The 13,265-nt window shown below is 62.9% G+C and carries 9 protein-coding genes and 1 pseudogene; 3 read left to right on the top strand and 7 right to left on the bottom strand.

What is annotated here, in order from left to right:
- From BWR59_RS26445 to BWR59_RS33160, 3 genes and pseudogenes are all read left to right on the top strand, one after another.
- Positions 1–1,642 (top strand): DUF2235 domain-containing protein (locus tag BWR59_RS26445; RefSeq protein ID WP_143490954.1); only part of this gene is annotated, 1,642 nt, incomplete at its 5' end.
- The gene (locus tag BWR59_RS26440; RefSeq protein WP_081568631.1) at positions 1,639–2,268 is read left to right on the top strand and encodes a DUF2931 family protein; all 630 of its coding nucleotides are present in this window, start codon (positions 1,639–1,641) and stop codon (positions 2,266–2,268) included. The genes BWR59_RS26445 and BWR59_RS26440, both read left to right, overlap by 4 nt.
- Positions 2,269–2,355: 87 nt before the next feature.
- Positions 2,356–2,850 (top strand): annotated as a pseudogene (locus BWR59_RS33160) (DUF2931 family protein); the annotation flags it as partial.
- Positions 2,851–3,106: 256 nt separating this feature from the next.
- On the opposite strand, the gene BWR59_RS26430 reads toward BWR59_RS33160, so the two are convergent.
- The 7 genes from BWR59_RS26430 to BWR59_RS26400 form a co-directional block, all read right to left on the bottom strand.
- Positions 3,107–4,471, bottom strand: a complete 1,365-nt coding sequence (locus tag BWR59_RS26430; RefSeq protein ID WP_081568651.1) for an MFS transporter — start codon at positions 4,469–4,471, stop codon at positions 3,107–3,109.
- A 311-nt stretch (positions 4,472–4,782) separates the two neighbouring features.
- Positions 4,783–5,991 (bottom strand): acyl-CoA dehydrogenase family protein, encoded by a 1,209-nt coding sequence (locus BWR59_RS26425; RefSeq protein WP_081568630.1) that lies wholly within the window; start codon positions 5,989–5,991, stop codon positions 4,783–4,785.
- A 25-nt stretch (positions 5,992–6,016) separates the two neighbouring features.
- A complete protein-coding gene (locus BWR59_RS26420; protein ID WP_081568629.1) occupies positions 6,017–7,732 on the bottom strand; it encodes an ABC transporter ATP-binding protein in 1,716 nt (571 codons plus the stop codon).
- A complete protein-coding gene (locus tag BWR59_RS26415) occupies positions 7,729–8,592 on the bottom strand; it encodes an ABC transporter permease (protein WP_081568628.1) in 864 nt (287 codons plus the stop codon). Before BWR59_RS26415 ends, BWR59_RS26420 begins: the two co-directional genes overlap by 4 nt.
- Positions 8,589–9,581, bottom strand: a complete 993-nt coding sequence (locus BWR59_RS26410) for an ABC transporter permease (RefSeq protein WP_081568650.1) — start codon at positions 9,579–9,581, stop codon at positions 8,589–8,591. Before BWR59_RS26410 ends, BWR59_RS26415 begins: the two co-directional genes overlap by 4 nt.
- Positions 9,578–11,263: an ABC transporter substrate-binding protein gene (locus BWR59_RS26405; protein ID WP_081568627.1), complete on the bottom strand. Its 1,686-nt coding sequence runs from the start codon at positions 11,261–11,263 to the stop codon at positions 9,578–9,580. Before BWR59_RS26405 ends, BWR59_RS26410 begins: the two co-directional genes overlap by 4 nt.
- A 588-nt stretch (positions 11,264–11,851) precedes the next feature.
- The gene (locus tag BWR59_RS26400; protein ID WP_143490953.1) at positions 11,852–13,252 is read right to left on the bottom strand and encodes an LLM class flavin-dependent oxidoreductase; all 1,401 of its coding nucleotides are present in this window, start codon (positions 13,250–13,252) and stop codon (positions 11,852–11,854) included.
- Positions 13,253–13,265 lie beyond the last annotated feature (13 nt).

Below are 13,265 nucleotides of genomic sequence, written 5' to 3'. Positions count from 1 at the left end.
GGTCTACAGCATGCGGCCGGTGAAATTCACCCTGCACGAAGACTACGACGACGAACCCGAGGCGCTGGAAGAGGAAGAAGAGGAAGAAGAACTCACCGACGGCATCACCCTGCGTCTGGGCCTGTTCTTCGACGGCACCGGTAACAACCAGGCAAATGCGGCGGCCACCGAGCAATGCCGTGAAGTGGATCTGGTCTGGTTCAACATGGATGAGCTGACCAAGCTTCAGGAAGTGTGCAGCCAGTACGGGTTTGGTGATTTTGACGGGACGGCGTTCAACAGCGCGCCGGATAACAGCTATGGGAATGCGCCGAGTAATGTGGTGCATCTGTTTCGTCTGTATCCGGACAACGCGACCACACCGATAACGGCGAATGCAGATACCGGTTACATCAAGGCCTACCTCGAAGGCATCGGTACTCGCAGTGGTGGCGAAGATGACACGGTCTATGGTCAGGGCTTGGGGCAAGGTGAGACCGGGGTCGTGGCGCGGGTCAGGCAGGCGCCAGCCGCTGTCAAAGCTCAACTAAGCTTTTTCGAACAAACCAACCCCGGCACATCGGTAAGCCGGGTAGAAGTTGATATTTTCGGCTTCAGTCGCGGTGCAGCGGCCGCCCGGCACTGCGCCAATGAATTCCTCAAGCCCGGCTGTGGTGTGTTCGGAGAAGTCCTCAAGGCAGGCAATTATGGCCTGCAGAAACGCTTCAATCCCGCCAAGGACCTGTGCCTGAACTTCATCGGCCTGTTCGATACGGTCGCGGCGATTTCGACGCTTGAGCGCGGTGATTTCAGCGTGGGCGACGACACCAACTACGGGGTGAACCTGTACCTGCCACCCGGCTGCGCCCGTCAGGTCATCCAGTTGCAGGCCCTGGATGAGTACCGCGCCAACTTCTCCCTCAACAGCGTGGGCAACAGCCACAAGCAGATCGGCCTGCCCGGCGTGCATTCGGACATCGGCGGCGGCTANCTGGATGAGTACCGCGCCAACTTCTCCCTCAACAGCGTGGGCAACAGCCACAAGCAGATCGGCCTGCCCGGCGTGCATTCGGACATCGGCGGCGGCTATCGGGCCCGCGCCCGTGAAAACATCTGGCTGACCGTGCCGCGTCGGGCCACGGTGGCGGATGGGCAAAGGATCGAATCCCATCGGGTGTGGGGGCTGGTCGAGCGAGACGCCAACGTGTGGCGCGCCACCGGAATGGCCCGCGATGGCTCCATCGAGATCAAGACCTGGCCAGCGGCCAAGGTTCACCGGGGCAAGTCCGAGAGCGCAGGCGTCGATTACTGGATCACCGCGGTGCTCGACCGCCCGATACACGGCGAGCTGTCACTGATTCCCTTGCGCGTGATGCGCGAGTTGGGTGTGCGTCATGGCGTGCCGTTCGACGTCATCAGCGATACCGATAAACGCTTTCAACTTCCGGAAGAACTGAAGCCCATAGCCGAGACGATCCTGAAGCAGGTGATGGCAGGGACGGAGGTCAAGCTGGCGCCCGAACAAGAAGCGTTATTGCGAGCCCGCTATATCCACCAGTCGGCACACTGGACGCCGAGCAAGACGCTCATGATCAACAAGCCTGTGTCGCTCAACCGCCGCTACGTGTACCCGGACCAGCCACAAAAGGGGTATCCGCAATGAAGCGCCTGATTCTTGTGCTCGGATTACTCATCAGTTTGACCGCCTGTGCCAATGGTCCCCGGCCACCGAAACTGCCATATCCCGCCTGGAACGTAGGTCTGGCAGCTCCCAGGCACATGGAAGTGTGGGTAGAGAGCGTCGACGTGCTGGATCAGCGAGGGCTTGGGTTCTTCCACGTGTTTGGGGGCGTCGCCAGCTACACCGGAGAAGTCAGGGGGTGGCACAAAGGTGGTGGGAAAACCATGCCTATCCACAACGTGGATCTGCCGGAAAAAATCTACCTGCGTTGGCAGTCGTTGGTAGAACCGCAGGCCTACACGATTGGCATCCAGATTCCGCAATGGGTGCGCGATGAGATGGTTAAACCTCACACCCTATTCTGCAAATGGGATCGAAAGGTAGTGACCCTTTACCGGAAAACCTTAAGCCTGGGGATGGCACCGGGCGGCATCGTCAAGGTTTGGGTGGGGACCGGCTGCCTGGAGCATTTAGAGGTTGGTCGCTTCCAGGCCAAGGTCCACCCGCTAGGCCCSTTTCAAAACCGCAAAGGCCTGTATTACCGCGACCCTACCCCCGAGGCGCAGGCCTGGATCGAAAAGAACGGGATTCCTTATGGCAGCTGGTAATTCAACCNTTTCAAAACCGCAAAGGCCTGTATTACCGCGACCCTACCCCCGAGGCGCAGGCCTGGATCGAAAAGAACGGGATTCCTTATGGCAGCTGGTAATTCAACCCTACGTGGCCGGGCCCGCGCGACAGTTAACGGTGGACGGAGATTCCAATCGCGCCCGCTTTCGGGGTGTATCAATTTTCAGCTGCCAGAAAAACTGCAACCGGTATCCGGCCCAGCCACAAAAGGGGTATCCGCAATGAAGCGGCTGATTCTGATCCTAGGGTTACTAATCAGTCTGAGCGCGTGTGCCAATGGTCCCCGGCCACCGAAACTGCCATACCCTGCCTGGAGCGTAGGCTTGGCGGCTCCCAAGCACATGGAAGTCTGGGTCGAGAGTGTTGATGTACTCGATCAACGAGGCTTTGGATACTTCAACGTGCATGGCGGTGTCGCTGGTTATACCGGCGAAGTTAAGGGCTGGCACAAGGGGGTTTCGGGAGGAAAGCCCATCAACAATGTGGATCTGCCTGAAAAAATCTACCTGAGATGGCAGTCGCTGGTAGAACCGCAGGCCTACACGATTGGCATCCAGATCCCGCAATGGGTGCGCGACGAGATGATCAGGCCGGAACGCGTTTATTGCCTCAAAACCGCAAAGGCCTGTATTACCGCGACCCTACCCCCGAGGCGCAGGCCTGGATCGAAAAGAACGGGATTCCTTATGGCAGCTGGTAATTCAACCTTGGAGAAGAACGCCCGCGTCGAATTGCTGAACAGGCTAACGGTTGAGTCGGCATCGGCTGAGCAATCCGCGACAGTGTGTGTGGATCGCCTGTCGCGAACGCAGCAGCTCAACGGGTGCGCGACGCATAAACCTCCGAACCCGCCGCAGGTGAAAGCCTGCGATAAACCAGCGCAGATAAGGCACAGAGGCCGCCTGCCAGCCCCATGACCAGCGCCACATCGGCTGCGGCAATCGTCGGATGCCCGCGCGCAGACATGATCAGGCTGAGCAAAGCCGCCGCAATGCCGACGGACAGGCTCATGGTCAGTTGAATGCTCATTGCCGACAGGCTGCTGGCATCGCTGGATTGCTGCGACGGCACGTCGGCATAGGTCAGTGCGCCGAGGGTGCTGAATTGCAGCGAGCGGATGATGCCGCTGATGAACAGCACCACGACCACCACCCAGTATGGCGTGGACAGCTCGAACAGGCCGGTGGCCGTCAGCGTCAGCCCGGTCAGCAAGGCATTGCCGATCAGCGTGCGTCGGAAACCGAACCGGCTGACGATGCGTACCGCCAGCAGCTTCATCAGAAACGCCCCGGCGCCACCGACGAAGCTCAACAGACCGGCCTGTAAAGGGTTGAGGCCGAAACACAGCTGAAACAGCAGCACCAGCAGGAACGGCTGGGAAGCGCTGCCGATGCGCATCAGGTTGCCGCCCCAGAACGAGATGGCAAAGGTGGGGATGCGCAGCAGCGACAGGTCGATCAACGGATGCGCCACGCGCCGGGCGTGCCAGGCATACAACACCGCGCCCGTGATGCCCAGGGCAATCAGCGACAAGGCCCATGAGCGAGGAAGAAAACCGTGGCCCAGGGCTTCGAAGCCGAATACCAGTCCGGCCAGCCCGAGACCACTGAGCAACAGGCCGGGGACATCCAGCGGGTGCCCGCGCTTGCCCGGATAATCCGGAATGTGCCGGATCACCAGCGCCACACCGAGGATGCCAATCGGCACGTTGATCAGGAAAATCCACTGCCACGACAGCAGCATTACCAGCAGGCCACCCAACGGCGGCCCGAGAATCGGCCCGATCAGCGCCGGGATGGTCAGGTAGGACATGGCCCGCAAAAGGTTTTCCCGTGCCGACCAGCGCAGCAGAATGACCTGCCCCACCGGCACCATCATCGCCCCTGCGGCGCCTTGTGCCATCCGCGCCAATGACAGCTGCAGCAACGAGCCTGAGCAGGCGCAGGCAATCGAGGCCGCGGTGAACAGCACGATGGCGCTGACGAATACGCGTCTTGGCCCGAAGCGGTCCGCCGCCCAGCCGCTGACCGGCACGAACAGCGCGGCCGCCAGCAGGTACAACGACACCACCAGGTTCATGCGCACACTCGGCTCGTCGAACTCGCGGGCCATTTGCGGCAGTGCGGTGAGCACGGCGGTGGCGTCGATCAGCTCCATGAACAGCGCACAGCCGATGATCATCGGGATGCGGCGCAGAGGGTTGGCGGTCGATGGTTTCGGGGTTATCTGGCTGCTGTGGCCCAGGTCAACGGTCGTTCGGGTCCCGACCTCTTGTTTGATACCCATAAATGTTTTCGGGTCTGCTTGATGGGATGAAAATATGTCTGACGACCAAGGATCTGTGGCAGGGAGCTTGCGCGCAATGAGGGCGATGAGTACGGCAAGTACTCATCGCCCTGGCTAAAAGCATTCGCGAGCAAGCTCCCTCCCACAGGTATCAATGTGCCGCCCGAACGTCGGCAAGGCTCCAGTCTCAGGAGGGCCGTCCCGCCTCAGAACAGGCCGGAAGTTGGCGGTGGCGTGCCCTTCAGTTGCCAGGCCCCCACCACAGCCGCTTTCCAGTGCCGTGGGTTATGGTTGGAGACGGTGCGCGCGTTGCGCCAGTGACGATCCAGGTTATGAGCGCGGCCGGTGGTGGAAGCACCGCCGACATCGAACACCAGTTCGGCCGCTATGAGCGCCGACTCTGCCGCGATGTACTGCGCCTGCGCGACATCCACCGCAGCCTGATCCACTGCTACCGAATCCAGCGCCGAAGCCCACGCCCGATCGATCGACTCGGCCGCCCGCAGCACCACCGCCTCGGCGGTGAAGGCCCGGGCCGAGACGTCGCCCACGCTCAGTTCCACATAGGGGTCATCGACCGAACGCTTCGCCGTACTGTGCTTGATCGGCCGCGCATGCTCGTTGGCGAAGGTCACTGCGTCATTCAACGCATTGCGCGCGATCCCTGCGTTGACCGAGGCGAGGAACAATTGCAGGAACGGCGTGACGATGGTGCGCTTGCCCTCCTCGACCGTGCGCGTACGAATCTCGTCGGCCTTGACCAGCACGTCATGCAGATGCGTGGTGCCGCTGGCGGTGAGGCGCTGGCCCATGGCATCGAAGTCGTCCAGCAACTCCAGCCCCTCGCGATCCCGAGGCAGGATGAACGACACCGGCTGCTCGTTTTCGTCCAGCGCAACGGCGCTGACCCAATCGGCGTACAGCGAGCCGGTGCTGTAGTACTTGCTGCCGGTCGCCCGGTAATGCTCGCCATCACGCACAATGCGCGCGCTGATCGAGCCGTTGGCGCCACCGACCTCCCAACCGGCGTTACCCACCACCGCGCCTTGCAGATAGCGCGCGAACCAGCGTTCGCGCTCGGCTTCGGCGCCCTCGGCCTTCGAGGCCAGCAGGCCTTCGACAAACCCGAAACCTGGGCGCAGCGCTTGCGCCACGTTGGAATCGGCCGAAGCGATGCGCACCAGCAGCGCGATCACGTCCTTGACCGAACCACCGGCGCCGCCAAATCGCGTGGGAATGCGGGCTGTGAACAACCCTGCGCTGGCGATCTGCGCGATGGCCTCATAGGGCAATTTTCGGTCGCGCTCGCGTTGCGCGGCACCGGCTGCGATCTCCGGCAGCAGGCGGTCGAGGCGCGCGTTGAGTTCTTCCACGGTGACAACCGGGGGTGTGGCTACAGCAGACAACGTACTCATGGCAGTTCCTTGTTCTGATTCGAACTTAAATGGCAATTTTCCACAGCCGGGATTCGTCAAACAGCAGCACCGCGCTTTCCGGTTCCAGCGGCGGCACCACCAGTCTGGTGGACGCCCCCGGCAGACGCGGCACAGAGCCCAGCAGGCGTCGGGTGTATTCGTGTTGCGGGTTGTCGAACAGCGTCTCGACCGACGCGCTTTCCACCACCTTGCCGTGACGCATCACCAGCACTTCGTCGCTGACATGGCGAATCACCCCCAGGTCGTGGGAAATGAACAGATAGGCCAGGCCCAGCGACGCCTGAAGGTCGGCCAGCAGATCGAGCACCTGGGCCTGAACCGAGACGTCCAGTGCCGAGACCGGCTCGTCGCAGATGATCACTTTCGGGTTACTGGCAATGGCCCGGGCGATGGCCACACGCTGACGTTGGCCGCCTGACAGTTGCAACGGGCGCCGTGTCGATAGCTCCACCGGCAGGCGCACCTGATGCAGCAATTGAGCGATGCGCGGACGTTGCTGCTCGAACGGCACGCCCGCCACATCCAGCGCATCAGCGAGGATCTGCCCGACGCTCCAGCGCGGGTCGAACGAACTCAGCGGGTCCTGATAGATCACGCTGATGTCGCGACGATGCAGACGCCGAGTCTTCTCCTCGACACGACCGCTGCCGGCTCCAGTCCAAGGCACGCTGAGAAACTGCACGCGGCCGGCATCCGGTTCCAGTAGGCCGAGGGCGATACGCGCCACGGTGGTTTTGCCAGAGCCGGACTCGCCGACAATGCCCAGCGTGCGACCGGCGCGCAGCTCGAAACTGACGTCGTCGACCACCTGACGGACCTGCTGGTCCGGCCCGACATAATGTTTGCCCAGACCCGTCGCCCTGAGCAGCACTGGGGCGTCTGTTCCAGGTCGTGCGCCGAGCGGCAGCGTGCCCTGTTCGGGCGAAAGCCGCGTGCCCCTTGCGTGTTCGGCAGGCACCGCATCCAGCAGGGATCGGGTATAGGCGTGATGCGGATTGCGCAGCACTTGTTCCATCGGCCCCTGCTCCACCACTTCACCGTGGCGCAGCACCAGCACCTCATCCGCCAGTTGCGCAACCACCGCCAGATCGTGGCTGATGATCAGCAGCGAATCGCCGCGCGCCTTGATCTGCTGCAGCACTTCGAGAATCTGTGCCTGAACGGTGGCGTCCAGCGCGGTGGTCGGCTCGTCGGCAATCACCAGCCCCGGATCCAGTGCCAATGCGCTGGCGATCAAGGCGCGCTGACGCAGTCCGCCCGACAGCTGGTCAGGGCGCTGGCGGGCGCGCAGCCGAGGCTCGGGCACACCGACGGTTTCCAGCAGCTCGATCACTCGCTCGCCACGACTCTGGCGGTCGCCCCAACGATGGGTTTCCAGCACCTCCAGGATTTCCTTGCCGACCGGCCTCAGCGGGTCCAGTGACACCAGCGCGTCCTGCAGCACGAAACCGATGTCCTTGCCGCGCAGCTCTCGCCAATTGCGTTCCGACAGGCTCAGCAAGTCCTTGCCGGCGTAACTCAGCTTGCGCGCGGTGACGCGTGCGCCCTCACCCGCCAGCCCGATCAGGCTGCGGGCGGTGACGCTCTTGCCCGAGCCCGACTCGCCCACCAGCGCCAGGGTCTTGCCGGGCTCCAGGGTGAACGACAGATTGCGCACCACCGACTGCCCGGCGAATTCGATGGACAGCCCTTCGACGATCAAACGTTTCTGCTCGCTCATGAAAGGCGGCCCTCCAGACGTTGTTGCAGATAGCGGCCGGCGACGGTGGTCGACAGCGTGGTGAGGACGATGAACAGACCCGGGAAAAACGTCAGCCACCAGGCGTTGGCGATGAAGTCGCGGCCCATGGACAACATGGTTCCCCACTCCGGCGCCGGTGGCCGCGCGCCAAGCCCGAGGAAGCTCAACGCGGACGCCCAGACGATGGCCTGGCCGACGCCCATGGTCAGGGTCACGATCAGCGGACGCATGGCGTTGGGCAGCAGTTGCCGGGTGATGATGCGCAATGGCGGATGCCCCAGCGCCTTGGCCGATTCGATGTAACCGGCATTGCGCACGGCGAGCACCTGGCCGCGCACCATGCGCGCATACCCCGGTGCGCCTCCCAGGCCGGTGGCGACGATCAACGGGCCGATGCCACTGCCGAAAATCGCCACGAACAGCAGCGCCAGAATCAGGCTCGGAAAAGCGAACAGCACCTCCAGCAACCAGCCCACGCCACGGTCAATCCGCACGCCGCCGAGACCGCCCAGCAGCCCGAGAACAATTGCGATGCTCATCGCAATCGCCGTCGCCGCCAGCCCGATGAACAACGATTGCCGGGTGCCGTAAATCACCCGGGAAAAGATGTCGCGGCCCGATTGATCGGTGCCGAACCAGTGCTCCCAGCTCGGTGGATGAAAAGCGTCACGCGGCACGATCCCCAGCGGGTCGCTGTGAGCGAACAGCTGCGGTGCGATGGCAGCGATGATCAGCAAAAACAGAAAGGTCACCGCCAGCACCGGCCCCAGCCGTACTTTGTTCGCGGTGCGCTGAACCCGAATCGCGGGCAGCGGCGTATCCAGAGTCAATTCGCTCACGAGGCATTCCCCTGTTGACGAGGGTCGACCCACAGGTACAACAGGTCGACCAGGATATTGGCCAGCACGTAACCGGCGGCGACCACCAGACTGATGCCGATGGTCAGCGGCAGGTCCTGGGCCTGCACCGCCTGGAACAACTGACGGCCCAGGCCCTTGCGGGAGAAGATCACTTCGATCACTACTGCTCCGCTGATCAGCGCGCCAATGGCCCAGCCCGACAACGAAATGCCCGGCAGCACGGCGTGCCGCAGCGCGTGCTTGAAGCGCACCTTGAAGTCGCTCAAGCCGCGGGTCCGGGCGGTCAACACGAACGGCTGGTCGAGGGTCAGATCAAGGGATTCGCGAGTGACCTGGGCGATGAAGCCTGCCAACGGAATCGCCAGCGCGAACGACGGCAGCACCAGTGTTCGCCAGCCATCGCTGCCCGCTGGCGGGAACAGCCGCAGGCCAAAAGCGAATACCGCCAACAGCAGAATCCCGAGCCAGAAATGCGGCAATGCCGCAGACAGGGTTTCGGCCAGCGAAGCCAGGGTCCCGACCCAACGTCGGCGCCCGGCGGTCAATACGGTCAAGGCCAGCACCAGCACCCAGGCCAGCGCCAACGAGGTGAAGGTCAACTCCAGCGTCGGCCAGGACTGCTCCGCCAGCACCCGGGTCACGGGCTGATGCTGGGAGTAGGACACCCCAAGATCACCCTGCACCAGACGCCCCAGATACAGCGCGTATTGCACCGGCAGAGGCTTGTCGAGGCCGTATTCGCGGGTCGCTTCGGCGATGGTTTCGGCTGTCGGATTGCCGCTTGGGCCACCGAGAATCGCCAGTACCGGATCGCCCGGCATCAGGCGCAGGGCGAAGAAGGTCAGCGTGGCGACCGCCCACAGCACCAGAATCCCTCCCGCGAGGCGCCACAGCGCGCGCCGTCCCAGTTGCTGCAAACGTTCGCGGCGTGGGTTGGGCCGTTCGCTGCTCAAGGATGCACTCGTCATTTGTTCACCCATGCGTCATAAAGGTAAGTCACCGCCAGCGAAGGCTCCAGGCGCACGCCCTGAGTGGTTTTGTAGATGCCCAGTCGCGTGCTTTGCGGATAGGTAGTGAGTTGCAGGTATTGGCTCGACGCTATCTGCTGCGCCTTGAAATACAGGGCCCGGCGCTGCTCGGCGTCCTGGGTCGCCAACGCCTGCTGAATCAGCGAGTCGAACGCCGCATCGCTGAACCCGGCAGTGTTCTGGTGATAGCCGCCCACCCCGGCCGGGCGAATGAACTCGCTGCCGAAAATGATCCGCAGCACGTCGGCGGTGTTGGTGTTCCAGTAGCCCAGGCGTATGTCGTAATCCCAGTCGGCCTGGCGCTTGGTCGCTTGCACGTCGCTCATCTGGTCGATGATCAGCTCGAAACCGGCCTGCCGCGTGGTGGCCTGAACCTGCTCCCACAGGGTGTATTCAGACGGTGGCGTGCGATTGCCCATGACCACATGAACCTGCAGGCGCCTGCCGTTCTTGCTGCGGTAACCGTCGCTGTCACGTTCGCTCCAGCCGGCCTGATCGAGCAGCTGTGCCGCTTTTGCCGGGTCGTAGTCCTGCGCGTGCTGGAAGTCCGGGCTGTAGAAACGGGTGGCCGGGCTCAGCGGACCACCGGCCCGAGGGAATTCATTGAAGTAGACGCTCTTCAGCGCACCGTCGATGTCCGCACTTCGCACGAAGGCCTCGCGCACCTTGATGTCATCGAAAGGCGCGCGGGTGATGTTCAGGGTGCCGTTAGTGGGGTTCCCCGGACGCTGGGCGATGATCAGTTGCAGGTCTGGGTTACGCCGCGCCGCTTCATGGGATTCAGGAGGCAGCGCCTCGATCACGTCCACCTCGCCTGCCTGCAGCGAAGCAAAGCGTACCGACGGCTCCTGAATGAACTTCCAGACGATGCGGTCCAGCCAGGCAGGCCCCTGGTGTTTGGCGGTGGGTGGCGCCCAGTTGTAATCGGGATTGCGCACCAGCTCGACCTGGCTTTGCCGGTCCCAGCGCACGATCTTGAACGGGCCGCTGCCGACCGGGCTTTCGCAGTTTGTGTCTCGCGGGCGCTGCAAGGCAGTCGGTGATTCGATACCGAGGAACCCTTGCGCGAGCACTTCGAGAAACGCCGCATACGGCGTCGCCAGATGCACGACGGCGGTGTCATCGTCGATCACATCGGTACTGCGGTACTGACGGATGTAACCTCCCGCCGTGCTGGACTGGGTTTTGGGATTGGCCATGTGATCGAGGTTGGCCTTGACCGCCGCGGCATTGAACGGCGTGCCATCGGTGAAGTGCACGTCGTTGCGCAGGTGGAAGGTGTACGTCAGACCGTCGGCGGACACCTCCCAGCGCTTGGCGAGCCAAGGGCCGATCCGCCCTTCGGCGTCCATCGACACCAGCGAATCCAGGTACTGTTGCCCGACGAACACCTGGGGCATGTCGCCGGCGACATGAGGGTCCAGACACGTCGGCTCGCGGTCCGTGGCATACACCAGCGTACCGCCGCTGACAGGCTTGTCACTGCGCGCAACGGTGGATGTGCCCTGGCCGCAGCCGACCAACAGGCTGCACAGCGCGGCGATGCCGACAATGGGAGTGGTCTTGAGCAACGATCGGGATCGTATGCCGGGAAGTCGCAAATACGGGGCGGGTTCGCGCATGGGTCCTGATGCCTATAGTCCGGGAACAGGGCTGTTGCACAAGCCATGCCGGGTTTTCAGGCAAGCAAAGACGGGGGTTTGCGAGGAATTGCCGGTGTTGGAATCGACAAACTGTGTGGTAGGTGTTGATGGGGCAACAGCTCGGTTTGGAGCAGCAGCGAAAGACTCGTGCATCGCATTTGTCCGAATCGCGGCCCGTACCGTCGTAGCCTCCGGCGTCTCCCACGAGAACCGCGTCTGGAGCTGGACCTGGGGAGCTGCTGGAGCTGTGCGACAGCCCGGGCCGCGGTCGGACGATAGCGGTGGGGCAGATGGCTTATTTGCTAACTGACAAGCCGCCATCGTCCGAATCGCGGCCCGTACCGTCGTGACCTCCGGCGTCTCCCACAGTAATCCCGGTGCACACATGACCCCTGTGGGAGCTGCTGGAGCTGTGCGACAGCCCGGGCCGCGGTCGGACGATAGCGGTGGGTCAGATGGCTTATTTGCCAACTGACACATCGCATTCGCTGCCGTCGTGACCTCCGGCGTCTCCCACAGAGATCTTGGTGTACACATGACCCCTGTGGGATCTGCTGGGGCCGTGGGTCAGCGTGGAAAGCGCAGGGGCTTCGCCGGCTGGCGTAATTCCTGTGGATCGCGATAACGGGCGCCGAAATGGTCGTTCGGCAGGCGGGCTTGCCCCGCTCCGAACAGCCGTTCTCGCAGGGTTTCTCCATCGCGATAGGACTCACGAAAACGCCCGCGGCGACGCAGCTCCGGGATCACCAGCTCTATGAAATCCCGGGCCGTTTCGAACGACAGGTACTGGCGCAGGTTGATGCCGTCAATGCCATCCACATCCAGCCATTTCTCGATTTCATCGGCGACCACCCTGGGCGTGCCGGCGACGAAGAAACGCTCGCGGTTGAAGCCCTCCAACTGCGCCAGCACCGACCCGACCGTCGCCTCCGGCTTGAACCGCGCCAGGCTCTGCCAGCCCTTGACCTGGCGTTCGATCAGATCGCTGATCAACACATCCCGGGGATATGCCGTCAGGTCCACCGCCGACTGCGCGTGGGCCAGCGACGCCTCGACACTCATCAACTTGCGATAGCTGTCGAGTTTGCGGCTGACCTCTTCATCGGTGCGCCCGACGATCACACCGGCCATGACGATGAATTTCAGCCCGGCCGGATCCCGCTCATGCTCAATCGCTTTCTGCCGCATCGCCTGAACGTTCGCCCGCACCGCAGCGGTATCAAGGCCACCGGTAAACACCACTTCGGCATGCCGCCCGGCGAACTCGATACCGGCAGGCGAACCGGTGGCCTGAAACAGCACCGGCGTGCGCTGTCGCGAAGGCTGACACAGATGCGGGCCCGCGACCTTGAAGTGTTCACCGACATGGTCGATGTAACGCACTTTCGCAGGGTCGGTGTAGACCCGCCGTTCGCGATCCTGAATCACCGCATCATCGTCCCAGGAGCCCTCCCACAGCTTGTAGAGGACGTCCAGGTACTCATCGGCGATCTCGTAACGGTGGTCATGCACCACCTCGGTGTCATGCCCGAAATTGCGCGCGGCATTGGGCAGGTACGAGGTGACGATGTTCCAGCCCACGCGCCCCTTGGTCAGGTGATCGAGGGTACTCATGCGTCGGGCGAAGGCGAACGGCGGTTCGTAGGTGGTGGAAAACGTGGCGCCGAAACCGAGATTTTTCGTCACCGCCGCCATCGCCGGAATCACCAGAAGGGGGTCGTTGCTGGGGATCTGCATGCCCTCGCGCAACGCGGTTTCCGGGCCGTCGCGAAACGTGTCGTAGGTGCCAATCACGTCCGCCAGAAACACGCCGTCAAACGTGCCGTACTCCAGCAGTTGCGCCAGCTCGGTCCAGTAATCCAGATCGTTGAAACGATGCCGGTTGTTCTCGGGGTGGACCCAGAGGCCGTGAACGATGTGGCTGACGCAGTTCATTTCAAACAGGTTGACGTGCAGCTGCTTGGGCACGGCAGGCCCTCCT

The sequence above is a fragment of the Pseudomonas sp. Bc-h genome, from assembly GCF_002080045.1.
GTDB lineage: Bacteria > Pseudomonadota > Gammaproteobacteria > Pseudomonadales > Pseudomonadaceae > Aquipseudomonas.
Note: the sequence above shows the minus strand (reverse complement) of the source record. Positions and strands in the feature narration are given on the sequence as shown.

What these genes read in the sequence shown, in the direction of transcription:
- BWR59_RS26420 (WP_081568629.1), bottom strand. Translation starts at nt 7,732, where the DNA reads ATGAGCGAGCAGAAACGTTTGATCGTCGAAGGGCTGTCCATCGAATTC.
- BWR59_RS26425 (WP_081568630.1), bottom strand. Translation starts at nt 5,991, where the DNA reads ATGAGTACGTTGTCTGCTGTAGCCACACCCCCGGTTGTCACCGTGGAA.
- BWR59_RS26410 (WP_081568650.1), bottom strand. Translation starts at nt 9,581, where the DNA reads ATGACGAGTGCATCCTTGAGCAGCGAACGGCCCAACCCACGCCGCGAA.
- BWR59_RS26430 (WP_081568651.1), bottom strand. Translation starts at nt 4,471, where the DNA reads ATGATCATCGGCTGTGCGCTGTTCATGGAGCTGATCGACGCCACCGCC.
- BWR59_RS26405 (WP_081568627.1), bottom strand. Translation starts at nt 11,263, where the DNA reads ATGCGCGAACCCGCCCCGTATTTGCGACTTCCCGGCATACGATCCCGA.